Raw genomic sequence first — 25,751 nt, 5'->3', positions numbered from 1 at the left:
CAGTTTTTGTGTGATCCGTTGTATGACGGTGTTAGCCAAAAATCATAGTTCATCACCGGGTAATGGTTTACGGTTAGGAGTCTTGGACAGTATTTTTCCTAAATCATCCTTTTTCGCCCTTTTTGCTCTGCCCTTTAAATAGTCTTCTGTCATCAACGCAGAGATTTTTTCTGACACAGCAGATGATATAAATTGATTAATAGAAACACCTTCCGTTTTGGCAACCTCTTTGATATGCCGATGAATTGATTCGGGTAATCGCAGGCTTAAAGTACTCATGATATTTCCTCCATTAGTTCTTTGGGTGTTATTGATCTTATGCCAAATTTTGCTGCTCCTCTGAAATCCTTCGTATTGTGCGTCACAATAAGACTCGTACCAGAGGCAACGGCCAATTCCAGTAAATGATCATCGTTTGGGTCAGACAAGCAAGGACGCCACAAGTAATAAATCTTTTGATGTTCGCTTTGCAGGCAGAAGTAATCCAGCAACCTTTCAATTTCTTCATCTGATAACCCCAAAACTGCTTGATTTCTCTTTAGAATATCCTCATATTCAAACAGCAATGTGGTTGATAGCACAGTCTTAACCTTGTCTTTTTCTATCGCCTGCAAGACCTTAAAGGAAGCACCCTTTGATGAATAAAGGCCCGCATATAATACGTTTGTATCAAGGATAATTCTTCTTTTCTTTTTACTCACACTATAATACTATATACGGTATCATAATATTGTCAAGCAACAATCAATCTGTCAAGTTTTTTTAATGCCTGTATCGTGCCAGGTTAGTTTCAGGAAAATACCTTTTTGCCGCCCGCCCCGGTGAAATAGATACCAACTGCATTGCCCATCGGCTTGACACACAAAGGCTTGCCTCAGGGTAATTCTTTACACAGGGCAGGCTTACGCTCGACAAATGCAGACAAATGCTTGTGAATAGTTTTTTTGATAGCCGGCGACATTGCCGCCTATCAAATATTCAGCCCTAACGGGCGAATATATTAAATTATCACTCTGCCCGAAGGGCATGGAGTATATCGGGTGCCAGGTCGGCAGCCGATATAAAATACTGTCCAGCTTTTGTCTGCGTCCGTCTGCGGCTAAAAAAAGAAAAAAATTCATATTTTTTTTGACATTACCGATAATTACTTCATCCTCGCTCCAAAATCGAAAAGCGTGGCTACAAGAAACTTTTGTGCAAAAATGATAGCCAGCATAAGAACAAAAGGGGCTATATCAACCATTCCGATCCTCGTCGGGATAATCTTTGAAATCCTGTAGGTAACCGGGTCTACAAGCTTGCATATAATCTTCACAATAGGGTTATAGGGATCGGGTCTTATCCATGAAAGTATTGCACGTGCGAAGATAATCCAGAAGTATAGATTGAGCAACATATCTAAAACATAAGCTATTCCCGAAAACAAATTTCCAAATACAAACATAATTCACCTCGTGTGTAATAATAACTATCCACTCGCAACTCATAACAGAAAAAAGGGTTCAAGGGACCAAGGGGTCGGATGATTAGATGTTTAGCTAACCTTCCAAACCTCCAATCCTCTAATCATCTTTCTTATAAAACTCCAAACCTCCAGCTTGCAGCCTGCCTTCCTCCCCTTCCCATCTTCCCATCCTCGTAATTTCGCAACTTCGACTCTTCACTATTTACTATTTACTATTCACTATTCACTGTTCACTGTTCTTCCCATCACCAGGCCATCATCCATCCCTGTTATTGTAACCTTCACAAGCTTATTTTCAAGGGTTTTTTCACAGGGGATGTGCACAGGGATGTAATTGTCCGTATACCCCCTCATATATAAACCTTTATAGAGCTTTCCTTCAGGGACAATCAACACATCGGCATCCATGAAACGTTGATAGAATGCCTGCCTCTTTTCGGTATCCAGTCTTTTCAGCATGCGCACCCTTTCTTTTTTAACGCCCTCAGGGACACTTCCTTCCATTAATGATGCTTCCGTTCCCGCTCTTACCGAGAAGGGGAAAACATGGAGGTAGTAAATATCAACGGATTCGAGGAAGCTGCATGTCTCTTCAAAGGCCTTTTTGTCTTCTGTTGGAAAGCCTGTAATAACATCCATTCCAATTCCTATATCAGGGATTTTCCTGTTCAACCTCTCCAAAATTTTCCTTATATATGCCTGCGTGTAATTTCTCTTCATGAGCGCAAGAATCCTGTCAGACCCGCTCTGGAGGGGGATATGAAGGCTTTTTGCGATCTTTTTTGATGATGCGACAATGTCTATAAAATCATCATCAACATACAAGGGATCTATCGAGCTTAATCGTATGCGTTCCGGTGTTTCATGATGTTCAAGGGTTCGCAATAACTCTTTTAAGTCTGAACCGGTTACAGGGTCGTGGTAGGCAGATATTTCTATACCGGTTAATACCACCTCTTTAATACCCTTTTCTTTTAAATCCCTGAGAAACTCCAGCACCTCTCCGGCAGGCCGGCTTCTTGGTATCCCCCGCGCATACGGGACGATACAATAGCTGCAAAATTTGTCGCAACCATCCTGAATCTTAAAAAAGAATCTCGTTTTGCCTTCCTGCAGCCCCCCGGTAATGACAGGCATTCCTTCAAGAGAAAATTCACCTCTGCCTTCGACAAAACACCCTTTTTTCTCAAGAAATTTTTCCACATTGAATTTTTCATTCTGACCCAGTATTATGTCTGCTCCGAATGTGCTTCCGGGATATGCCTGAGAATGGCATCCTGCAAGTATGATTTTCCCTGTTTTATTCGTCCTTCTGCAACGGTTGATAAATCTCCGGATATCCCTCTCCGCTCCCTCTGTTACCGTGCATGCATTGATGATGATAAAATCGGCATGGAGCAATGAGCTGAGAGCCAGACCTGCATCTCTCAGTTTGTTCTTCATTACATAAGAATCCCACTGATTTGCCTTACAACCTGTTGTGTGGATAAAGAATTTCATAGACATGCAAACGCCGGGACAATGAAGATGCTACTCGATGACAAAGTCAAAATAGGTATCCGGGAATGGCTCATTCTTTAGAGTGAAGTGCCACCATTCCTGATCGTAATTCTTGAAACCATGCTTTTCCATGAGCGTTTTAAGCAGCATTCTGCTCACCCGCTGCTGTAATCCAACCTTTTTGTTCACCGGATGGGATAATTCATGAAAACAATCAAACCCGGTCCCCATATCAATACTATTATCTTTGAAGCGTTTTCCCGCAGGCAGATAGCACTCGAACAACGGTTGTCCCGGAACATATCTTTCCTCTTCCGGGACAGGTATTGGAACAATCGTCAGGTCAACGGTACTGCCCCTGCTGTGACCGGATTTTTCTGCTATATAGCCATCCTTAAAAAGATTTCTTTTATCGACGGTAGGGTAAAACTCTTTTTTTGTTTTTGCATTATTGATCTCCTTTGCCCATCTCACAAAATGATTGACCGCTCCTTGCGGGCGGTAACAGTCATAAATCTTTATTGACAGAGAAAAGTCCTTCAGTTCTTCCTGCACCTTTTTTAGAGCCTCCGCTGCCTCTCTGGTAAGATAGCATTTCGGCGCATTATATCCGTCCACCCTCTCTCCAACAAAATTGTGGGGGCCAAAATAGCGAATATCAAGAACTGCAGAAGGAATCGCCTTCGTTATATCAATAAAACCATCCGGTATTTTATTTTCTGAATAACAGGGAACAACAATGATTATGTATTGAAAAAGAATCGCAAAAAGGAATAGGGAAATCTTTTTTCGGGCTGACATTGTTTTCATTTCTTATAGAATGGCGACATCTGCCTCAGTCTATCCACAACCCCCGGTATCACCGACAGGGCATAATCAACATCCTCTTCCGTATTGCCCCTTCCAAGACTGAGCCGTATGGCGCTCTGGCATAACTCTGCCGGTATATCCATTGCAAGGAGGACATGGGACGGCTCGGTGGAGCCGGACGAACAGGCTGACCCGGATGAAACAGCTATTCCGTTCAGATCAAGGGCTATAAGCAAAGATTCTGCTTCAACAAACTCAAAGCTCAAATTTATCGTATTGGGCAACCTGTTGACAGGGTCTCCGTTGAATCTAACAAAGTCAACTTTACTCAGAATGCCTTCAAGCAACCTTTTCCTTAAATATTCCATCCGCCTGTTCTCTTCTTCGATTTCGTCCCCGACAATTTCACATGCCTTGCCAAAAGCTGCTATGCCGATCATGTTCTGGGTACCGGCCCTTCTTCCCTCTTCCTGATGCCCCCCGTGGATAAGGTTATCAATATCAAGACCCTCCCGCATGTAAAGGGCTCCCACTCCCTTCGGCGCATATACCTTATGGCCCGAGAAGCTTGCCAGATCAACATTGAGTGATTTTATGTCAATATGCATCTTACCGATTGCCTGAACCATATCCGAATGGAACAGAACACCGGAAGCCCTTGCTATCTCACCAATTTCTCTAACAGGCAGCAAAGTACCCGTCTCGTTGTTCGCATACATGATTGTAATCAGGATAGTGTCCTTCCTGATCGCCTTTTTTACATCTTCGGGGTGTACCTGACCATTGCCGTCCACAGGAAGGTACGTAACATCATATCCTTTTGATTCAAGGTATTTGCAGACGTTTAAAACGCCGGGATGTTCAATTGTAGAGGTGATAATATGCTTCCCATGGTCTCTCTTCGCATAGGCAACGCCTTTAATTGCGTGGTTATCACCTTCCGTTCCGCTACTTGTAAAGACTATCTCGTGGGGTTCAGCTTTTATCAAACCGGCAACCTGTTCCTTTGCCTTGTCGTAATATCCCCTTATTTCGCGGCCGGCCCAATGCAAGCTTGACGGATTGCCGAAAAGCTCGTGGAAAAATGGTTTTACAAAATGCGCTACTTCAGCGTGAACCGGGGTAGTGGCATTGTAGTCAAAATAGATCTTCTTCATTATTGCCTCTATTCAAAAGATACGTTCATTGCCTTTACAGGACAAACCTTTACGCACAATTCACATGCCACACACCTCTCATAATCGAATTCAACTTTCATATCTTCTCTGTTTATATACATTGCCTCGGGTGCACAGACACTCGTACATACCCCGCAATGGACGCACCTGGACTCGTCTCTGTTTATATCCTGTTCAATGGGCTCAATGTCGAGATTCATGTCCTTTAAATATTCAATCCCTTTCTGGAAGTTTTCGTCTGCCCCTTCTATTTCGAGCACCATCATGGAGTCTGCCCTTGGGGACACATTGGCCCTTAAGATAGTAAAAATCAAATCATAATCCTTGGCGAGCCTGTAGACTATCGGCTTATCGATTGTTTTTCTCTTAAATCTAATAATTATCCTCTTTTTCATATCTTCCTCACGTTTATAGCTTTACTATCTCTAAATCTCCCCACACACCAAGATTCTCACCAATAATAATCAATAGCCCTATCACACCTTGAAATACTTTACCCTTCTCAATGGCAATGGGGATATCGCCCTTCTGTTTTACAATATTACCTATATAAGTTGCAAGTCCATCGGTAAAAAGAGAAGAATTCCCTACCACACAGACTGCATCGGCCTTGCCAAAACTGAGCGAATGACCCACCGTTCCCGAAGAAGTACATACACCATAGGGCTTGCTGTTCGGAACAATCTTTATGCCGATCTTTTGACTGAAGGGGGAATCTTTCGCATAAATCATCAATATCCTCTCTTTGCTTGTTTTCAGATATATATCCCCGCCATTCTCGATAATGTATTCATCAGACAGAGGATCAATATCCCTTCCCACAAATTCAGCAATTGCCCCTGCAACGGTGGCCATCGGCCCAACCCCTATCGCACGAGAAGCATCTATCATCTCCCTCACTATCTGCGGGGCAAAATTATCATACTCAATGGGAACCAGACTATCCATAAATAAAGGCCTTTGTTTAATATATTCTTCAAGCTGGTGCCGGTAAAAAAATACCCTGTCCTCAATGAACTTTTTCAGATCACTCCGTGTACAGCAGAGCAGGTCAGTTTCTTTATTTTTTACCTCATAGCATATCAGGTCATGTGGTTTTGTAATGCCTCTGTAAAATCGTTCTTCGTACATATATTAACCAGTAAAAGGGTTCAAGGGTTCAAGTGAAAACAAATCCGTATTCCACTCTACCCTCCTTTCACTTTTCACCTTTCACTTTTCACCTTTCACTTTCTCCTCAAGCTTCTTCACCCTGTCTAACAGGTTCTCGATTGCCCTCGATTGAGGGTCCGGCATGAAAGAGCTATCCATCTGAATCCTTTTATCCCCCTCAACCCTGAAAACAACCTTGCCGGGGATACCTACAACAATAGAGTTTGGCGGTATCTCGTTCACCACAACCGAATTCGCCCCGATCTTTGAATTATCACCTATCTTGACCGGCCCAAGCACCTTCGCACCTACCCCTATGACTACATTATTCCCGATTGTCGGGTGTCTCTTGATTTTTTTCCAGGTGGTACCGCCCAATGTAACCCCATGATATATGGTCACATTATAGCCAATCTCTGATGTTTCGCCTATAACAACACCCATCCCATGGTCTATAAAAAATTTTCTTCCAATAATTGCACCAGGATGTATCTCGATACCTGTTAAAAACCTTCCAATATGAGATATAACCCTTGCTAATAAATACAATTTTTTCATCCAGAACCAGTGACTCATCCTATAGAATAAGACCGCATGAAAACCGGGATAGCAGAATATAACTTCAAGTATATTCCTTGCTGCGGGGTCACGCTCAAAAACAGATTCAATATCTTCACGGATTTTCTTAAACATTGACGAAAACACCAGTCCTTTTAGCGGGTAAATTCCTGTCTTGAACGTTTTCTTTTCTTTTCTTCATACATCGAAGTATCTGCCTTCGACATCAGTTCATCGATTGTACTTGGGCATTCCGGGTTATAAATCGCTACCCCGACGCTCATAGATAACTTGTGAACTATACCAATTTCGTTATTATGCAAATCAATATGTTCCTGCAGACGTTTTTCAAGCAGTGCTCCGGTCATTTCGCTTGTGCCTACCGCAAGGATAGCGAACTCATCACCGCCAATGCGACCCATTACGTCTGCGTCCCTGAAGGTTTCTCTCAAGATATTTGCAGTGCCGATCAGCGCAAGATCACCTTCCTGATGCCCCAATGTATCGTTAATCCATTTCAAGCCATCGAGATCGATGAAAAACAATAGCATCTCCTTTTTATTACGACTCAAAATTTTCATCTGCTGGGTGGCAAGGGTAAAAAATCCCCTTCTATTGTAGAGCTGTGTTAATTCATCAATGATTGACATAGTACGAAGCTTCTCTTCCATTTGTTTCTTTTCAGTAATATCCACAAAACTCCCGAGAACTGCCGGTTTCCCTTTGAATTGAATCGAAGTTATTGACTGAAGAATCCACCTTGTCTCACCGGTCTTCCTCAATACCTTGACTTCATGCGCCGACATTTTTTCGCCTTTTAACATCTCCAATACATGTTCTCTCGTAAGATTTCTGTCATCAGGTATAACCAGAATCATAGCGTCCTTATCTAACAACTCACTCTCTGCATAGCCGGTTATTCGCTCAAAATAGGGATTAACAAATTTAAACCTTCCGGTCTGGACAATATAAACTCCAACCGGTGAATTATGCGCAAGGGTTTTGAACAGTTCTTCCGCCTGCTTCCGCTCTGTAATATCCGATAACATGGTAATTGTTCTGCCGTCATCCAGCATAGTCGGTCTAAAATTTATCTCCTTGGTTTGTCCATCTTTACATGCTACGCAAAAGGCTCTTTCCACACCCCTTTTAGGGATATCACCCATCCAAATTCTTTTAATCTCCTCACGTAACTCTTTTCCCGGAAAGGCTTTGTAAAACCAATCTCTTCCGGTAGGAACATCCTCTAAGGTGTACCCGGTAATAACGGTAAATTCCGGGTTAATGTATGTATATTTTCCATCTTTGTCGGACAGCACTACCCCGTAGGGCGCCTTCTGGAGGATAGAATAAAATGTTTCCCTTTCCTTGTATAAAAGCCCTTCTATGCGCTTCCGCTCGGTAATGTCACGAACAATGGCATGAATAAATTTTCCGTTGTTGATCTCGACTCTGTTAAGACTTACTTCTGCATCGAATAGCGCTCCATCGTAACGAAGATGCTCCCATTCGAAAAATTGTGGCCTTCCATGCAATGCAGCTTGTATATTTTTTCGGGCTTCCTCAGCCGAAACACTCCCGTCAGGTTGAAAGAAAGGCGAAAATCGGTCAGGTGTATGGCCTATAATGTTATCCCTGGCGCACGCGAACATGTTGAGAGTTTTGGTATTACAGTCCACGAAAACACCATCTTTTATAAGAAAAATCGCATCATTCGCATACTCAAAAAGGGCTTTATACCTCGATTCACTTTCGCTTAGTGCAGTCGTTATCTTCTTTTTTGTTATGGCATTGGCAAAGATTTCTCCAACAATCATGAGGAGGGAAATAATATCATCCTGCCAGGTTTTTTTATTGCGCGTACTGTCAAAACCGAGGAAACCAATGATGGAACGTTCTGAGATAATTGGAACGACAATAAGAGATTGAATGCCTTCTTTTATGAATTCTTTCTTTTCTTTTTCTGCTTCAAATGGAAGCTCATCCACATCGGAAATATGGACAACTTCAAAACCTTTTATCTTCTTGTCAAACCATGGAAGGTCATCCACGGACATTTCCTGAAGTTCTGCTATTTGCGGTTCTACCCCCTCTGCACACCATTCATGGGTATTAGACATTTTCTTTCCATTATCATAAAACTGAAAAATATAACTTCGATCAACATCAGCAAAGATACCGATTGCTTTCAAAACATCATTGATGCCCTTGTCAATTTCATCAGGGGAAATGATTATGAAATTTGTAGATATCCCTAAAATAAAACGAAGCAAATCGCTTTTATCTCGTTTTGGCTTTTCTGTCTTATCTTTCTTTACCACAATACACTTTTACTTTAAACTCGTTTCTGGTAGTATGAATATTCATTAAAATATTCTTATCAGGAGTGTTATTATGATTAAATTAGATGAGGAAGAAAAACAAGTAAAAAACGATGATGAGCTCTTCAGGATTCCGGAAGACCATTTAAATATTCAAGATACTTTCGAGGAAAAGAGGGGTTTACTCTCGAAACTGAAGGATTTGTTGCCACTCCTTCATATTGTTACCAGCCTGTTGGTTATTGTTGTTGGAATCATTGCGGTTCTGTCATGGATAAATATGTCCGCTCTCAGCGCAGAGATAACGGATCTTCGGGCAAAAATGAACAGCATCGATACGGCAGGTCTTAAATCACAATTGGCAACAGTTGAATCAAGACTGGAAAATATGAAAAAAGAGGATGAGAAATTCAGGGCAGATGTCTCACAGCTCAACAATGAAGTACATACCATAAAAGCTAAAATAGAAAAAGCAGAAGCGGTAATCCAAAAGCAGCAACCAGTGGCCAAGAAAAAACCGGCCGACAAGCCGCAACAGCAGAAACCAAAGCCCATTCCCGGTCGCTAAAAGGGGGTAAGAATATGTCAGTTTTAATTGAATTTGCAATGTTTCCCACGGATAAAGGTGATAGCGTAAGCGCTTACGTAAGCAGGATTATAAAGATGATTGATGCCGGTTATGCCTCCTACAAACTGACCCCGATGGGCACAATCGTTGAGGTTGAAACACTTGCGGAGGCGCTGAACATTGTCAATATGGCTTATGGAGAGCTTGAGCATGACTGCAACAGGGTTTACTCAACAATAAAACTCGATATCAGAAAAGGCAGCGGCGGCAGAATCACTCAGAAAATAGAGTCAGTGGAGAAAAAGATCGGCAAGAAACTTTCTTGAATTGCAGATTTCGGATTTCGCTCTCCGCTCCTTCCCCCTTCAACCTTCAGCATTCCTTGCCTTCAGCCTTTCCCTCTTTACTTCATCCCGCTCTTCAACGTATTGATCCGTCCTGAGGCTTGCTTTCCCATGTCATTGTTCGGGGCAACTTTGACCTGCATCGCGTATTGATTATAGGCTGAATTGGTGTCTCCTACATACTCGTAACAGATGCCAAGCACCCCATGAATGGTAGGATGTTTGGGCTGTGCATCGGCGAAAGGCTTGAGGTGGTTTACGGCTGTCCTGTAAGTCCCTGTCTTAAAATAGCTCATGCCCAGGAAATAATGGGAAGGCATATCCCCGGGAAAAATGGCGACACTCTTTTTTAAATACTGGATACTCTCGGCATAATTCCCTTTCATATAGAGGATTGAGCCCATCCCCCTCAATGCAGGCTGGTAATTATTGTCAAGACGAAGCGCGTAATTGAAATATTTCTCGGCGTTCTCAGGGTTTTTCTTTCTGAGCATGATAAAACCGCTTAAACCGTAAAAAGGCGCCTGTGTTTGATCTATATTGATAGCCTTTGTTATCTGGGCCACAGCTTCATCGAGATTTTTATTATTTAACGCCCTTACAGCCTTGTCGTAGTGGGCAATGTAAGTATTGTTCACATTTTTTACACTGGCAACCATAGATTGAAACTGCTGCCTGTTTACGCCGTCCCCTTTGAGCGCAACCGAAGGAGTATGGTTGATAATATTCTGAATCTCGTCAATCCTCACGGATGTTCTGGGGTGGGTGGAAAGCATATCTTCAAAAAATCCCCTTTCCTGTGTGCTCTTCCCGAGGGATTTCATATATTCATTCGATACCTTCTCGAGGTTCATGTGGGCGCTTATCGCATTTCTCGGGTTATAGCCAAGCCTTGTCATATACTGAACGCCAAGCCCGTCAGCATCAAGCTCATCGTCCCTGCTGTATTTGAGCAACAACAAGCCGCTTCCCAATGCGCCAAACGAGAGCGCAGCATCGGAATAATCGCTTCCGGCAAGGGCAATACTTGCCCCGGCAAGTATTGCTTGGTGCAGCATCCCCAGGGACATCTGGCTTGCAGAATGGCGTGCAGATACATGTCCCATCTCATGGCCCATCACAAAGGCAAACTCGGCTTCATTGTCCAGTCCTGCAAGCAGTCCCCTTGTAATAACAACATATCCTGGTATTGCCCATGCATTAGGAACAGAACTGTTCTGGATCGCAAAATCTACCGGTAGGTTGGGTCTGTGGGATACCTTGTGGATGTTCATCACAACGTTTTTAAGATATGCCTTCGCTCTTTCGTCTTTAAACTCACCCCCGCCGCCTTCGCCGCCCCACATGGCATTCGGGTAAACTTCTTTGCCCATGGCAATTTCCTGCTGCTCAGAAACAAGCATTAACTGACTCTGACCGGTAACAGGATTAGTTGCACAACCAACAACAACAACTGAAAGCATACATACAAGAAAAAGGGCTATGATATGTTTTTTCATGTTATCTCCTTTTCTTTTTAATTTTATCCTAACCGTCGCTTTTGTCAACATATCTTTGCCATGATGATATTTGTTGACAATAACCTCTCCGGTAAGGCTTATATTGTGTTGCTTCCATTATGAAAAGAAAAAACATCGTCACAATTTCGGGATTCATTATCAGCATAATATTGCTCTATTTTTCTCTGAAGGATATTAATGCAAGTGCAATACTCGAAACGTTAAAGAAGACAGACTACCGGCTGGTCTTTATTCCGTTATTATTTATTGCTGTCAGTATAATGCTGAGCTCCTTTAAGTGGCAGAGAATATCAGGCGGTAACGTAAAATTCTCCGACACATTTGTTTCTCTCATGATCGGCCTTTTCGTCAACAACGTTCTCCCTGCAAGGATTGGAGAGATCGTAAAGGGATATGTCCTCTCAAAAAGAAGGGGGGTCTCCTTTACTTATGCCCTTTCAACTGTCTTTATCGACAGAATTTTTGATCTTGTGGGTCTGCTGTTCATTATCCTCCTGTTCTTCCCGAAACACAGTCTCCCTGTAAGGGTCTCACAGGCCATATACATTCTCGTCAGTCTTCTTGCGCTGTGCATAATCCTTATAATCGTATTCAGCAGAGAAAAGTTCGCAAACGTTGTTTCAGAAAAACTTCACAAAATAAAAAAACCTGTCTTTGCAAAATTTGCAAAACGTATCATAGAGATCCAGGGAAATCTGAAAAGGATACAATCACCATTGAACATCATCCTCTTTATTGCTATAGCGTTTCTTCAGTGGCTTTCGATGAGTACGGCGCTCTATTTTGTTACGCTTACCCTCGGCGTTAAAATCAGTTTTATTTATGTACCATTTGTGTGCGCCCTTCTCAACATGGGGCTCGCTATCCCCTCCTCTCCAGGTTACATTGGCGTATATCAATTTCTGCTTGTATACATTTTGTCCATTTTTGGTGTTCCGAAACACGAAGGTTTTACGGTTTCCGTTCTATTCCATGCACTATGGTATATCCCCTATAATTTAATAGGGTTTTCCCTTTTGCTGAAGGAACATCTAAAAATCGGAGAAATAAGAAAGTTAGAGAAATAAGAATAAAAACAGGTAAAGCCTGCGGCTACCTGCCTTTACCGTAAACTGTAAACCGCCTCTCCATCCTATGCCTTTACCATTCACCATTCACTATTCACTATTCACTGCCTTTTTCACTATTCACTATCCACTATTCACTGCCTTTTTCACTATTCACTATTCACTAACGACTATTCCCTTTCCGCTTTCCTTGCATATGTGGCAATAGTTTCAAATAGTTTTGCCTTTTTGATTGGTTTCGTCACATATCCATCACAGCCGGCATCAAGGCTTTTCTGTTCATCTCCCTGAAGGGCAAATGCCGTGAGGGCAACGATCGGGGTCCGTTCGAGTCCGTTTTCACGCTCCCATACCCTGATGAGTGAAGTAGCAGTATAACCATCCATCACCGGCATTTGCATATCCATAAAAATCAGGTCATACCTGCCCTTCACTTCTTTGATCTTTTCAACAGCTATCTGACCGTTTTCAACTAAATGAATCTTATGGGGGGTATTTCTGAAATAGGACCACACGAGCAGACGATTGTCTTCGTTATCTTCAGCTACAAGGACATTTAAGGGCCGTCTTTCGTCATTGGAAGATAATAAGACCTCAGTTGCAGTTGTAGAAACGGCATCCACCGCCGGATGGGATTGATTCATCGCCATATTTATTGCCTCAACGAGTTCAGCCTTTTTGACTGGTTTTCGGAGCAAACCCGACACGCCAAGCTGTCGTGCCTTTTCCCTATCACCCTTAACATGTCCCGAGGTAAGGATAATCACGGAAAGGTCCTTGAGCCAATTGTATTTCTGAATTTGAGACATCACTTCGAAACCATCCATGGATGGCATAAAATAGTCAAGCAATAAGAGCTTAAACGGCGCTTTTGTGGTAAAACTGCGTTCCAATATTTCGAGACCACTCCTGCCGTCTTCCTCCTCTGTAACCAAGGCGCCGAAGTTGATGAGCATCTCCCTTAAAATCATCCGGTTTGTAGCATTATCATCAATAACAAGCACCTTCATATCTTTCAGTTTTACAGTGTCAGGTCTCGCATCCGCCTGTTTCCAATCTTTCTGAATATTGAAACAGGCCGTAAATGACATTGTAGTGCCCACACCAACTTCGCTTTCAACCCATATTCTGCCTCCCATCAACTCAACGAATCGCCTGGAAATAGCAAGACCAAGGCCAGTTCCGCCATATTTACGCGTCGTTGAAGCGTCTACCTGGGTAAACTTCTTGAAAATCATATCAATCTTATCGCTGGAGATACCGATACCGGTATCACGGATGGAAAATTGAAGATGTATCGGCGTATCGGCGTATCGGCGTATCGGCGATTCTGAATCCTCTTCCACTTGAACCCTTGAACCCTCGAACCCTCGAACCCTGTCTTCTTCCTTCCCCTCTTCCCCTTGAACCCTTGAACCCTCGAACCCTCGAACCCTGTCTTCTTCCTTCCCCTGATTTTTGACTTCGAGAACTATTTCACCTTTTTCAGTGAATTTTATGGCATTCCCGATGAAATTGACCAAAACCTGGCGCAGGCGTGTCGGATCCCCTGTTAAATGAGTCGGAACATCCGGAAAGACCCGATAAACCAGTTCCAGATTCTTTTCGTGCGTGCGTAATGCCATAACATCACAAGTTCTCTCAATGATGTCCACAAGATCAAAATCCATTACCTCTAAGTGTACCTGGCCAGCCTCCACCTTGGAAAGGTCAAGGATATCGTTAATCAACCCCAGAAGATTTTCCCCTGCATCCCGAAAAACCTGAACATATTTTTGTTGTTCAGAAGATAGGGGCGTCTCCAGCAAAAGCTCCGCCATACCGATGATTGCATTCATGGGCGTCCTGATTTCATGACTCATACTGGCTAAAAATTCACTCTTAGCACGGTTTGCAACCTCCGCACCCTCCTTCGCCTTCCTGAGGGCAGTTTCCGTGTTTTTAAGGTCTGTAATATCAAGGATTACCCCTACCAGCCCGGTAACATCCCCATTCATATCGAGATAGGTCGCTTTGTTGAAAATGACATTATGCCTTGAACCGTCCGGATAAGTAACCACAGTCTCATATGTCTGAATGCCAGGTTTTTGGTAAAGCGCCAGGTCCATATCGTGGTATACGTCGGCTGCCTCTTTAATGTTTACCTCATATACCGTTTTTCCAATAATCTGTTCTTTTGATTTACCGAGATAAGTCTCAAAGACCTTGTTGCAGCCTATGTATACCCCTTGCGCATCCTTGTAAAAAACAGGAACAGGAATTGAATCTATCAAAACCTGTAAAAAGTAAAGTTGCTCCTGAAGCCTTTCTTCTGTTTCTTTCCTTTTTGAAATATCCTCTGCAATACCTTCATAATAGAGTATTGCACCGCCCGGTTCCCTCACAGTCCTTGCATTCATTGATACCCAGATTGTGCTCCCGTCTTTTTTGTAAAGCCTCGTTTCGAACCCTTCAACATGGCCTTTCTCTTCAAGGAATCTTTTAAACCTTGTCCGGTCTTCAGGATTGACGTATTGCTGTTCGCCAATATTGGTGATGCTGCTCATCAGTTCTTCGGGCGAATCGTACCCGTACATTCCTGCAAGTGCAGGATTAACACTTACGAGAGAGCCATCGGGTGTTGTCTGGAAAATACCCTCCACCGCATTTTCAAAGATATTACGGTACTTTTCTTCGCTTTCTTTAAGCGCCTTTTCAACTACCTTAAGCCCTGTTATATCGCGGGCAATATGAACCGAACCGACGACATTGCCTTCTTCATCATACAATGGAGAGATAGAGACCAGGAAAAACCCTTCGGGGAGTCTCCTCGTGAACTTCTGCCGTATGCACATTTCCATCCTTCAGCAACAAGGCATGGGGACAAAAACCGGGAGGGACTTTAGCATTATGCACTGATTCATAGCACGTTTTACCAATGACTTCCTTTGGTGAAAGGCCAAGTCTGTTCGCCATTGCCTTGTTGATCCGGATGATACGGTGCTGCCTGTCAATGAGTGCAATAAGATCCGGAATGGAATCAAATGTATATTCCCATTCCTTTTTGGCACGAATGACAAGACCAGCCAATCTTTTGTGCTCAATTTCAGATTTTTCTAACTCGGCATTCTTCCGGCGTAATTCTCTTGCTTCATCGATAAGTTGACGTTTTGTTTTACTTTCGTCTTTCACAGCTTATGTAACCCACCATATTTGTTATCGATATTAGCACAAATTGTTATAAAAAAGTATACAGTATTTTATGAGTCGCAGGTTCCCGTGGGCCTCCTGCAGAAAAAGGCAACCATAAAAATTCATAGCACTTTCCAGATGTCTGATGACGAACTACTCCGGTCGTAACATACCTGCTCGACACACACATATTTTTATGGGCGCTATCGGCCGCAAGGACCCCTTCGACAAGCTGCTTATCTGGCAGTGTACACGAAACAATATGATCATGATTACGAGAGACAGCTCACCAAAAACATCTTTGCGGGCTGTTGCTTACGTAGCCTCCTCCTCTCTAAACTATTCAATCAGTTTGAACGGTTCACGCTGCCCGCGGAAATCTGTAAACAGTCAAGACGAAAATCTGGTTTTATGTTTGGCGTGAAAATTGCACTACAACATGTTATAAAACGATATATACAGGAGGATCCGTTATGGCGATATCAGAAGAGCGGGCAGTAAGTATAGAAGAACTGCTGTCCAATATCCATAGCAAGAGGGAAGCGAAGGAAAATAAAACTGTCAATAACCTGAAAGCTGTGTCAAAAAATTTACCTGCCGGTATGATTTTTTTTGTTCTTCTCGTCGCGGCGCTTGGCGTAATGGTAATTATGCTCAAGACCGAAGTAATGACGCTCAAAACGGAAGTCGCTGATTTCAGGAACCCGAAAGCACAGATTGCCGAAAGCGAACAGAAGATTAAGATCGCAGTAATAGAAGATAAGCTTGAAGAATCTGAGAAAGAAAAACAAATATTAAAAAGTGAACTGGTGCAGATTAAAAATACCCTCGAAGAACTTAAGAATATGAAAACAGACAAAAAGAGGCTCGCCCAGAGATAGATTCTTTAAAAACCGGAAACACCAAGGTCAAAGAAATGTTCCAAACTGCCAAACCCCGAATGAAGGCATTATTCTGCGTAGAATTATTTTTGTTTTAATGCTAAATTTCTCAAAGAAGAAAAGGTAAACTATACTGAGCCAAACGTTTAAGGCGACCGGTCCCACTGACGACCAGGATAAAGTTATTTACAGGGGAATTCTTGAGTTCTTCAATTAAAAAATATTTTCAAATTCTTGGCGTTTCTCAACGCGCTCAGCTTGAAGAAGTTAAACAGGCTTACAGAGACCTCGTCAATGTATGGCATCCGGACCGGTTTCCCGACAACGACCGCTTGAAGAATAAAGCAACGGAGAAGCTCAAAGAGATAAACGTTGCCTATGAAGAGCTTCTATCTTTCTATGAACAAAAAAACGTCCCTGAAGACATTTATGGTGATGTTTCGAGGTCGGCCACGGAAACCGTTGTCAAGCCACCTCCTTTTCCTGCGGGGTGTGAATCGCCTGCTTCCAGAGAAAACAGATTGTGGGTGTGGAAGATAGCATTATTCCTTGTCCTGTTAATTATCATTATCATTGCAGCATTCTACATGGCTTTCCGGAAAGAGAAGGCCGGCCGGCCTGTTCCACCCGCCATTTCGATACCGGACCAGCCGAAGGTTTCTGTCCCTGATGATACCGCTCCGTTGTCAGAAAAATCTTCCATCCGGAAGAAACCCCATGCCGAAACAACAAGAATCTTTAAGAAGAGTATGCAGGCAAAACCAAAAGAGTTTTTTACCGTAGGCTCAACAAAAGACGAGGTGCTGGCTGTTCAGGGAACCCCGACCCGAATATCGGGAAACAGATGGAACTATGGGTTCTCCTATGTCGATTTCGAAAACGAAAGGGTGATAAAGTGGTATAGCAGCGAGCATGATCCGCTTAAAATTGAGGCGGAACCCTGAAAAGCCTTCTGCGCTCTTCGTTTTAATCACTCTGAATGCAGGGGGCTCAAGGGTGATTGCGGAAACAATTTTTCTCTCAGCGTCATTTATGATATATATTACAGACAATCACGTCTGTCTTTTCCAAAGGAAGAGAAATGGGAACAATTTTCTGGATTTCCGTTTATATATGTTTATTGCTCTCGGCTTCCCCCGCCTTTGCCCAGACCACCTCAACGCCGCAGATCGACCTGGAAAGACAAATAGAACTTGATGAACTTTCAAGGTCGGGACGCCGTGCAATCGATGTACTCGGGCAGGAAACATATGATACAACCGCACCGCCTTCTCCCGGCGATGATGCCCTTGGACAGCAGTACATACTCAAACGAAAAACTGAATATCAACCTTTTTCGGTATTCGGGAATGTCGGGTGGAACTGGATAAGCAATGTGGCGCTCACGAAGAATAATCCTCAGGATGATAATTATTTTCTCACAACAACAGGGGTGTCCTATCAGCCGATAATCCGCCCTGATCTGCTCGGCGAAATAACAGCCGCGTACCAGTGGTTCCGTTACGACAGATTTACCGACATGAACTTTGACAGCTTCAATATCGGTGCAGGCCTCACTTATGTAATTCCCCAATTAGATCAACTGGCAGTAACCGCACGCTACAACTATAACCGTCTCACCAATACGGATGCACAGGGCGAGTATTATCGTAATAACAGTATCACGCTCGGTCTGTTCAAGACATTTCCCCTGGCCCGCGCCCACTATCTCTATGGGGGTTATTCAAGCCAGTTCGGGTTTTCAGATCCAAAAGTCTACCAGCGAGACTATCATTCGCTTGTCGGGGGATATTATCTTGACATTACATCAAAATGGTCTTTTGAAGCAGGCGTGCGTCTTTCCTATGTACCCTACGCCGAAAACGGTCGCGAGGATTACAATGAGTCCATTACGCTCGGGATTACCTGCAGGCTGAAGCCATGGATAAGCATAAACTTTTCTGTTCTTGCAGCCTTTAACCAGTCCAATCAATCCGTATTTGAGTATAATGTTGTAAACATAGCCCCCAATATCGGGCTTAAGTTCAAATTTTAAGGAGGTGCCGGATGTTTTCTTTTCTTAGCAGGAAGTCTGTTCTCCGTACCGCCTTGCTATTCACCTTACTTTCGGTCTTTTTGGGAGGATTACCCCTTTTCCTTGAGGCAGATTCCCCGACCGAAGCGACGGTGACATTCACGAGCGGGGACGTAAATACAGTACAAGGTTCATCACCCGCTGACGAACCCGTCATTACCGGAAAAGACTCCAACGCGGAAATTGTTCTCCCGGATAAAGCAGTCATACGGCTTGCCCCTGATACACGACTTACCCTCGGCCGGAATAGCAAGGATATCAAGCTTGAACAAGGGTCATTCCTGTTGCAGGTGCCGCAGGGCGCTGTCGCCACAAAGATAACAACCGGGAACGTCTCGTTTGAGATGTCCGGTGCAACAATCATGGTGGATTTTACCCCCTCCAACTATACAAAATTCATCGTTCTCGAAGGAGAGGCAAAGACATCCATAAACAACAGGTTTGGCGAGTGGCTGGTGATGGGAGGCGGCAAGATGCTTCTGTTGCCTCCAGGGTCACGAAACCTGCCCGAACCGGTGGATGTAAACCTGCAACAACTCGTACAGACATCAACCCTTGTGAATCTGCGTGGAGACTACCGGAAGGGTCCGGATGTCTCTCCGCTTAATATAAGCAGCATTAATGACGCAGCCTCTGATCAGCAAAAAACCTTACTATCGGGCGATCTGATAAAAACCAACCTTGTTATGCTCTCCGGAAGCCAACTGCTCATCGCTTCGGATACCCTGCTGCAAACACTCGAAAACAGAACATATGAACGCTGGTTTGAAACACGCACATCCGACCCGCTTACAGTAAATCAGGGTTCGCCATTTACCCTTGATTCCACCAATACCATCAATACAGCCGGCACAATAACAAAAAACGGCGCCCTTGCGGGCACAGGCGCAATCTATCAGAACTATCAGGGAGATACAGACCAGGGAGGGTTTGCCAACTATGTGTTCGGGAGCCAGGAGAATGCCTTCGAAAGGGATACCATCGGCTTTAACAACCGGTTCTCATCCAGATCCCCCATCAGCACATTTCTCTTCAGCGACCTTGCAGTTCAGGGGGCCTTCAGCGTTTTAAGACCTGCCGGCATGCCCGATACGCTCACACTTGCTTCCCGAAAAGGCATCGCCATTTCGCAACCTGTCCAGATATCTTCTTTATTGAACAATCTGAGTCTTATTGCATCGAATGGTTCAATAAATATCAATAAATCAATTACTGCCTCCATTGCCCCGAAATCATCGGCTGAACTCGCAATGGAAAGCCAGTCAAAGGGACAGTATGTTGGCGTGGATAACTGGCAGGCACGTAATCCGTTACCGGCCGGAACAGTGGTAGTCAATACTACAGATTATGCATACGGCACCCTCACGTCGGCAGCGTCTGAATATCTTGCACCCGACGCAACGAGAGACGCAGCCAAGACCGGTGGCGTGGTAAATGCGAGGACATACAATTATGCCGTCCAGGTGGGACCATACAGAAATATGACAAACAATCCTCCGTTAACACCATTTCAATACAGTAAATATGTTGCCCGTTATGAAGTTACCCGCCCTCTGCCGATAGCTTACTCTGCAGTTGAAAATAATCCACAATTCGGCTCGGGGCTTACAAGCGGTCAACCCACAGACCAATACCGGGCACTCTTCAACCGCTCCGACCTTGTGCGCCTCGGATATCTCAAGATTATCACTTATGATGCCAATGATCCCAGCAGCAGTCGCGACGCTGAAATAAAACCCTTTTCGGATTACGCCACAACGTATATTTCAAACTCCGAACTCGAAAACAAGGTAAAGGAAGTCTGGCAAACGGAAATGGCAAAGAAGTCACCTGAAAAACAGGCTGAAGCGCAGCAGCTCATTGATGAGGCAAAAGCAGTGCAGGACATGACCACCAACCGGAACCCGTCAACCGGCGATGGCACGGCAGGCAGCACCACAACGAGGTCCTATCAGGAATTCTTTGCATATGCACGCGGCGCAGGGAGCGACCTGAATATTGCTGCCAACCAGAGCGTAAGCGGGTTCGGCAGGGTCACGATGGCGGCGGAAGGGAATATCAATATTAATGGAGAGATTGCTGGTGCAGAAAATTTTTACGGTATCGGATCAAACAATATAAAGGTTGCCGATGGAGGATTGATCGAGGTATTTACCGATAACCGCCTGACAGGCGGCGGCACCATTGACCTTTCTGCGCAGAACAAGATAGAGATTTCCGGCAGGGTTCAGGCAAGCGCTACCCCCCAGAATTATTTTAACCAGTGGCAAAAAGCAGGGGGAATAACCTTGAACAGCATGAATGCAGACCCGAACTCAATCGCTATCGATATTACGAGCACCGGGCAGATCCTTGCACTGATTAATTCGGCTTCATATACAAAATCCGATGCCGGCCGGTCGAAGGTTGAGCTCACCTCGGCAGGCGGGAAAATACAGATTGACGGCCTCACGATTGCCGGGGAAAATTACGGGAAAAATATCGTCGCTGACTATGGCGACCTCAATATAGTCAATAATGGCATAAAAGGGATTATCGATATCCTGGCCGGCGCGGGGCTTCAGGCGGACATCCTGAAAATAGGCGCCCTTGGCACTGAAGGGGTGCTCAATATCTATGCCGGAAGCAAGATGGATGCAAACACTCAGATAAAATTATTTGGCGGGCAGCTTTCCGGTGGGGCGGTTATATTCGGAGGCAGCGGCACGGTAAACCTCACATCTCCTGCTGTCCTCATCAGCGCAGACAAGGTTCAGGTCAATACTGGTGTTCTTGTCAATACTGGTACTGTATCAGCAAATGTGTATGCGAATAAAAACTACTGGAATGCCGCACAGGGAGGCAGTCCGGGTGCTTCGTTGCAATACAACGGCTCATGGTCAACAACACCAAATAAAAAGGGATCTCCGCTGAATCCGGCAGGTAATTTTTAGGAAACCCCCCACACCGTCGACGATTACATTCCACGCTCTTGCTTAGAAACTTAACAAGTCCAGCAAGAGTATTCACCGGATGCTCGGGCCAAAGGGCAATCCTAAATCACAAAATGATTCTCAGACGGTAGAAAGATACTGAAATATTGAGTCCCTCATCCCGCTCATTCCCTTCCTGTAATGTTGTTTTTCACTTGTATTTAAAAGCACGCCTTCAGGTCAGGACCATCAGATCGCGATACTTGAAGATGACGATTATTTTGGGGTAGCCCTGCTCAATAAAGTACCTCGCACAGCGACCGTCCGGACGCTCAGCCCATGTATATTTCTTACATTGCGGAGAGAGCAGTTTCTGGACATGTTTGAAAAGGCGCCTTCTGTCCGCGCCATGCTGGAGGAGACAACGGCGCATCGGATGCACACAATTGCAGATAACATCAAAGAAGCAGGATTAATGTAACAGACTGTAGAAAATTCAAATGCTATTTTTATTTAAGAACTGTAGAAAATCGTACGGTCCGTTTCTGGAGAGCCTGGGGATCAATTGTAACAGATGGCAACTTCCCGGAAATATTCTTGATCCTGTCAGGGGTTCCGGGATGAGTTTTCGTGATTCCTCCGCCTGATGTCTGGCCGATTTCAGAAAGGTGTTTAAGGAAATCATCCAAGGCTGCAGGATTATATCCGCTCTTTTCGAGATACTGCAGGGCAGATGCGTCGGCAGCAAGCTCCTGTGACTTGCCGTAGCCATTCACAACGAGGGTTTTAAAGACATCGTCGATGCTTCCTTCGAAGATGCCGACAAGCTTCGAAACATCCGACGGACCGTATGTCTTGGCGGCTTCGCTGCCTATAACGGTGAGCGCCTCGGTCCAGCGTGAACTGGAAATTGCCCCGATACCGTCGCGTTTACTGATGTGTGCAACCTCATGAGCAAGGACTGCCGCAAGCTCATCTTCTGATCTCATCGTCTTTATCATGCCTTTCGTAATCAGTATTGTGCCGCCTGGACATGCAAAGGCATTGACCTCATCTGTATCAAGTACTCCAAAATGATAACCACCGTATGTGAACGGCTTATCTGACGACAAAGTTATGGTTTTACCAACAAGATTCACATACCATGTAAGCTCTATGTTCCCAAGAAGCTGGTATGTTCCGAGGATTTTGGCTGCAACTGCCCTTCCGACATAATACTCCTCCTCGTCGGAAATGGGTCGTGCTGCCTTTGTTATTGACCCTGCCGCTGTTTTTGCACTATTAAAATATTTTGTAATACCTCCCAAATCAATGGCATAGCCTGCCGATGCGCAAAGGAAGACATACAAAAGTGCGGGTATGATGCCTTTTAGAATCATGGCTGATTGAGTCCTCCACCTGTCACAAATTGGGCTATATCTTTGTCCGGAACTTCGTATTTTTCAATACCGTCAACGAGATAGTATTTCATTTCAGGGTGCTTTGTCTTGTATGATGCCTCCACTTGTGGGTTGAATCCCTTGCCTGCGAGGGATGTCTCTCCCTCCGAAACAGAACCAGCCCCTTTTCCTGACACCTTGGCTCCGGTGAACGAAACGGTCCTTTGTTGCACGGCCGTCTTGTGAATGCAACCTTCCACGCTCCTGTACTTGACCTTAAACCAGTCTCCCTGGGGAGAAAGAATGTCGAGTACGTCGTTGTATCGAACGGGCGATTTTATGGGTGCAAAAAACTTGCAGTATTCCCTGATCGCATTCTCTTTGGTGACAACAGAAGCCTGGTCAGCAAAGACAAGTACAGGTGCAAGAATAAAGAACAGAAAAGTAATTGTAAAAAATAAGGTTTTCATTTTTCAGTCATTTTAAGAACATTCCAAGGTTTTGTCAAAGGAATATTTTTCAGAAGACCCTCACACCTCTCCTTATAGAACAATGCCGGACCATCATCCGGATAACGCTCCAACAACAAATCCAACAGCCTGATGGCATTGTTAAATTTGCCATTCTCGTGGTAAGCCAAAGCCTCGCGAAACAGGTCAATTTTTTCTTTAACTTCCGGTCCTGCATTACCTTTTTCCGATATAAGTTCATAAATACGAATCGGCTCGCTCTTCCCTTTGACGGCAATGAGACCAAGTTCCCTGAAAACAAAAGAGTTGTTAGTCCTATCCATCGTTTTTTCACTGACAATGATATTTGTGCGAAAAACCTTGTTGACCGACTCAAGTCTCGATGCAAGGTTTACGGTATCTCCAACTACCGTATAGTCAAATAGCCTTGTACTTCCAAGGTTGCCCGCAATGGCATCGCCGGAATGTATCCCTATTCTGATGAAGATAGGGGGAATACCTTGCTCTTCAAACTTTGCATTTATTCTCCTGAGCGCCGCAAAACAGTTGAGGCCAGCCTGACATGCATTGATTTCATCATTTTCAGTATGAAGAGGGGCGCCCCAAAACGCCATGATACAGTCCCCGATATATTTATCAATAACCCCTTTTTCACTGATTACCACCTCTGTCAATGCGTCAAGGACAGTATGAAGCATCATGGCAGTATTTTCAGGGGAGTTATTTTCGGAGATGGTCGTGAAGCCGGCGATATCTGCAAAAAAGACAGTCACCCGTAATTTTTTCCCACCTGGCTTGATTATGTCAGGGTTTTGCAAAACATAGTCAACAAGCGTCTTATCCATATACTGCGAGAAAGTCTTTCTTATGAAAAGACGTTCTTTTCCCTCAGAGGCGTAACTGAAGGTTACGGCAGAGATGAAACCTATGATGAGGGCAGCTACCGGATAAACAACAGGAAAATAATGGGTATTCAAAAATAACAGGGCGGTTATTCCAAATACTAATGCAAATATTCCAAGAAACATGGCAAGATTTTTGATAAAAGAATGATTATACAAGACAAAAACTGAGAGTAACAAGACAATAGAAAACATGCTCAGAACAACAAAAACAGGATTTACGGGCCTCATGAAACTCCCATCCCGGAGGTTGTCAAAGAGGGTAGCATTAATATACACACCTGTTGATACCGGGGATACGGATGTAGGCTTCAAATCATAGAGTCCTGCGGCGGTAAACCCGACGAACACAGTTCTGCCCTTGAAATACTCTTTGCTAATAGGCATAGACTTCGTTGGGTCCTTGCCAACTGCAGCATTCAGAATATCAACCGCTGAAAAGACTTGAAATGGCCTGCGATCCCTGTAATAACGCAGCAGCACCTTTCCATCAACAAGCGGAACAGGCGTGTTGCGCAAACACGCTTTGTTGTGCAATACCTGCAACTTTCCCTGCTTGACTAAACAAGAGAAGATATGATTCGGCACTATCCTGTTCTGAAACTGAAAAAAAAGGGGTATTTTCCGGTAGACACCATCTTCATCGGGACTGATCGCGATATTCCCGGTTCCTTTTATATGTGCCCTCAAGACGTCCAGTGGAACAATAACTGAGCGGTATGGTGAAGACGTACCAGTTGCTTCACCTATGGAGTGTGTCTTCACGAACATCATGTCTTCAAGCGACGTGTCCTTCGGGTTTTTGGAGAGGAAAAACGGGAGATACACATTTGATGCCTTCCTGATTGCATCTGCAAATATTACATCGTCTTCCTGTCCGTAGGATGATGGTTCGGTGTAAAGGACATCAACAAGAACGGCATCCGCCTCAGACAGATACTCTATAATGGGAGAGTACATCTGCCTTGGCCAGGGCCAGTTGATTCCTTCTCTGCTCAATGCATCAATACTTTTTTGATCCACTTCAATAATAACAGTATCACCGGATGAGCGAAGAGGATTGAGCAGACGCGAATAAAGGTCAAAAACCTTCAGCTCAAAGAGGTGAAGCGCATTCGCAGAATATAATAGAAAGGAAACGCAAAAAACTACAATTGTAAGAATAATAATGTTGCGGATACGGGCCTTTGTCTGAAGTTGTTTTATCATGACTCTTCTCTCTCGCAACTATGCTTTTCTTTTACACAGAACAAGGAACAAGTGGGGTCAACTTGTCTCGGCCCCTTATTCATTTGTCAAATATACCCAATGTCCATTTCTTCTGTCAAATGATAAGTACCCGGTTTCTTAAATTCATAGTAAGTGTATTTGCCAATTTTCAATAGTAGACCATTATTGAAAAAATTATAAGAGGAAAATCTGCCTGTTTTACAAGAATATCTCTTCGCTGCTAACCTGGATTGCCCCGACCTTATGAAG

The 25,751-nt window shown here is 44.1% G+C and carries 23 protein-coding genes; 7 read left to right on the top strand and 16 right to left on the bottom strand.

Going from position 1 to position 25,751, the window contains the following annotated elements; all coding sequences use genetic code 11:
- Positions 1 to 42: 42 nt before the first annotated feature.
- From NTX75_06895 to NTX75_06850, 10 genes are all read right to left on the bottom strand, one after another.
- Positions 43 to 279, bottom strand: coding sequence for a DUF6290 family protein (locus tag NTX75_06895; GenBank protein ID MCX5815958.1), 237 nt, complete (start codon positions 277 to 279; stop codon positions 43 to 45).
- Positions 276 to 701, bottom strand: a complete 426-nt coding sequence (locus NTX75_06890) for a putative toxin-antitoxin system toxin component, PIN family (GenBank protein MCX5815957.1) — start codon at positions 699 to 701, stop codon at positions 276 to 278. The genes NTX75_06895 and NTX75_06890 overlap by 4 nt, the downstream gene beginning before the upstream one ends.
- A 443-nt stretch (positions 702 to 1,144) precedes the next feature.
- Entirely contained in the window at positions 1,145 to 1,444 is a 300-nt protein-coding gene (locus NTX75_06885) for a YggT family protein (protein MCX5815956.1), read from the bottom strand.
- A 240-nt stretch (positions 1,445 to 1,684) separates the two neighbouring features.
- Positions 1,685 to 2,965: a tRNA (N(6)-L-threonylcarbamoyladenosine(37)-C(2))-methylthiotransferase MtaB gene (gene mtaB, locus NTX75_06880; protein MCX5815955.1), complete on the bottom strand. Its 1,281-nt coding sequence runs from the start codon at positions 2,963 to 2,965 to the stop codon at positions 1,685 to 1,687.
- Positions 2,966 to 2,995: 30 nt separating this feature from the next.
- On the bottom strand, positions 2,996 to 3,766 hold the full coding sequence (locus NTX75_06875) for a M15 family metallopeptidase (protein ID MCX5815954.1): 771 nt from the start codon (positions 3,764 to 3,766) through the stop codon (positions 2,996 to 2,998).
- 5 nt (positions 3,767 to 3,771) lie between these two features.
- Positions 3,772 to 4,932 carry a cysteine desulfurase NifS gene (gene nifS, locus NTX75_06870; GenBank protein MCX5815953.1) on the bottom strand — a complete coding sequence of 387 codons (1,161 nt, stop codon included), beginning with the start codon at positions 4,930 to 4,932 and terminating at the stop codon, positions 3,772 to 3,774.
- An 8-nt stretch (positions 4,933 to 4,940) separates the two neighbouring features.
- The gene (locus NTX75_06865) at positions 4,941 to 5,348 is read right to left on the bottom strand and encodes a 4Fe-4S dicluster domain-containing protein (protein ID MCX5815952.1); all 408 of its coding nucleotides are present in this window, start codon (positions 5,346 to 5,348) and stop codon (positions 4,941 to 4,943) included.
- 13 nt (positions 5,349 to 5,361) lie between these two features.
- Entirely contained in the window at positions 5,362 to 6,084 is a 723-nt protein-coding gene (locus NTX75_06860) for a UPF0280 family protein (GenBank protein MCX5815951.1), read from the bottom strand.
- 81 nt (positions 6,085 to 6,165) lie between these two features.
- Entirely contained in the window at positions 6,166 to 6,798 is a 633-nt protein-coding gene (cysE, locus tag NTX75_06855; GenBank protein MCX5815950.1) for a serine O-acetyltransferase, read from the bottom strand.
- 20 nt (positions 6,799 to 6,818) lie between these two features.
- Entirely contained in the window at positions 6,819 to 8,984 is a 2,166-nt protein-coding gene (locus NTX75_06850; GenBank protein MCX5815949.1) for a PAS domain S-box protein, read from the bottom strand.
- Between the two features lie 73 nt (positions 8,985 to 9,057).
- Between NTX75_06850 and NTX75_06845 the strand changes: the two genes are divergently transcribed.
- Positions 9,058 to 9,552 carry a hypothetical protein gene (locus NTX75_06845; GenBank protein MCX5815948.1) on the top strand — a complete coding sequence of 165 codons (495 nt, stop codon included), beginning with the start codon at positions 9,058 to 9,060 and terminating at the stop codon, positions 9,550 to 9,552.
- 14 nt (positions 9,553 to 9,566) lie between these two features.
- A complete protein-coding gene (locus NTX75_06840; protein ID MCX5815947.1) occupies positions 9,567 to 9,878 on the top strand; it encodes an MTH1187 family thiamine-binding protein in 312 nt (103 codons plus the stop codon).
- A gap of 77 nt (positions 9,879 to 9,955) precedes the next feature.
- Here the strand turns inward: NTX75_06840 and NTX75_06835 are convergent, their stop codons facing one another.
- Complete coding sequence (locus NTX75_06835; GenBank protein ID MCX5815946.1) at positions 9,956 to 11,395, bottom strand: M48 family metalloprotease; 1,440 nt, start codon at positions 11,393 to 11,395, stop codon at positions 9,956 to 9,958.
- A gap of 119 nt (positions 11,396 to 11,514) precedes the next feature.
- Here NTX75_06835 and NTX75_06830 point away from each other — a divergent pair, with 119 nt between their 5' ends.
- Positions 11,515 to 12,483 carry a lysylphosphatidylglycerol synthase transmembrane domain-containing protein gene (locus NTX75_06830; GenBank protein MCX5815945.1) on the top strand — a complete coding sequence of 323 codons (969 nt, stop codon included), beginning with the start codon at positions 11,515 to 11,517 and terminating at the stop codon, positions 12,481 to 12,483.
- Positions 12,484 to 12,653: 170 nt separating this feature from the next.
- On the opposite strand, the gene NTX75_06825 is transcribed toward NTX75_06830, so the two are convergent.
- Complete coding sequence (locus NTX75_06825) at positions 12,654 to 15,317, bottom strand: PAS domain S-box protein (protein MCX5815944.1); 2,664 nt, start codon at positions 15,315 to 15,317, stop codon at positions 12,654 to 12,656.
- The gene (locus NTX75_06820; protein ID MCX5815943.1) at positions 15,244 to 15,654 is read right to left on the bottom strand and encodes a PAS domain-containing protein; all 411 of its coding nucleotides are present in this window, start codon (positions 15,652 to 15,654) and stop codon (positions 15,244 to 15,246) included. The genes NTX75_06825 and NTX75_06820 overlap by 74 nt, the downstream gene beginning before the upstream one ends.
- Positions 15,655 to 16,127: 473 nt before the next feature.
- Here NTX75_06820 and NTX75_06815 point away from each other — a divergent pair, with 473 nt between their 5' ends.
- The 4 genes from NTX75_06815 to NTX75_06800 all read left to right on the top strand — a co-directional run bounded on the left by NTX75_06815 (position 16,128) and on the right by NTX75_06800 (position 21,542).
- On the top strand, positions 16,128 to 16,535 hold the full coding sequence (locus tag NTX75_06815) for a hypothetical protein (protein ID MCX5815942.1): 408 nt from the start codon (positions 16,128 to 16,130) through the stop codon (positions 16,533 to 16,535).
- A gap of 200 nt (positions 16,536 to 16,735) precedes the next feature.
- Positions 16,736 to 17,479 carry a DnaJ domain-containing protein gene (locus tag NTX75_06810; GenBank protein ID MCX5815941.1) on the top strand — a complete coding sequence of 248 codons (744 nt, stop codon included), beginning with the start codon at positions 16,736 to 16,738 and terminating at the stop codon, positions 17,477 to 17,479.
- 137 nt (positions 17,480 to 17,616) lie between these two features.
- On the top strand, positions 17,617 to 18,570 hold the full coding sequence (locus NTX75_06805; protein MCX5815940.1) for a hypothetical protein: 954 nt from the start codon (positions 17,617 to 17,619) through the stop codon (positions 18,568 to 18,570).
- An 11-nt stretch (positions 18,571 to 18,581) separates the two neighbouring features.
- Positions 18,582 to 21,542, top strand: a complete 2,961-nt coding sequence (locus NTX75_06800) for a FecR family protein (GenBank protein ID MCX5815939.1) — start codon at positions 18,582 to 18,584, stop codon at positions 21,540 to 21,542.
- 488 nt (positions 21,543 to 22,030) lie between these two features.
- Here NTX75_06800 and NTX75_06795 read toward each other — a convergent pair whose 3' ends face one another.
- The 3 genes from NTX75_06795 to NTX75_06785 are packed head-to-tail and all read right to left on the bottom strand — an operon-like array spanning position 22,031 to position 25,481.
- Positions 22,031 to 22,900, bottom strand: coding sequence for a M48 family metalloprotease (locus NTX75_06795; protein MCX5815938.1), 870 nt, complete (start codon positions 22,898 to 22,900; stop codon positions 22,031 to 22,033).
- A complete protein-coding gene (locus NTX75_06790) occupies positions 22,897 to 23,370 on the bottom strand; it encodes a hypothetical protein (GenBank protein MCX5815937.1) in 474 nt (157 codons plus the stop codon). The genes NTX75_06795 and NTX75_06790 overlap by 4 nt, the downstream gene beginning before the upstream one ends.
- A complete protein-coding gene (locus NTX75_06785) occupies positions 23,367 to 25,481 on the bottom strand; it encodes a CHASE2 domain-containing protein (GenBank protein ID MCX5815936.1) in 2,115 nt (704 codons plus the stop codon). Before NTX75_06785 ends, NTX75_06790 begins: the two co-directional genes overlap by 4 nt.
- Positions 25,482 to 25,751 lie beyond the last annotated feature (270 nt).

This window comes from Pseudomonadota bacterium (assembly GCA_026388315.1).
Taxonomy (GTDB): domain Bacteria; phylum Desulfobacterota; class Syntrophorhabdia; order Syntrophorhabdales; family Syntrophorhabdaceae; genus MWEV01.
Note: the sequence above shows the minus strand (reverse complement) of the source record. Positions and strands in the feature narration are given on the sequence as shown.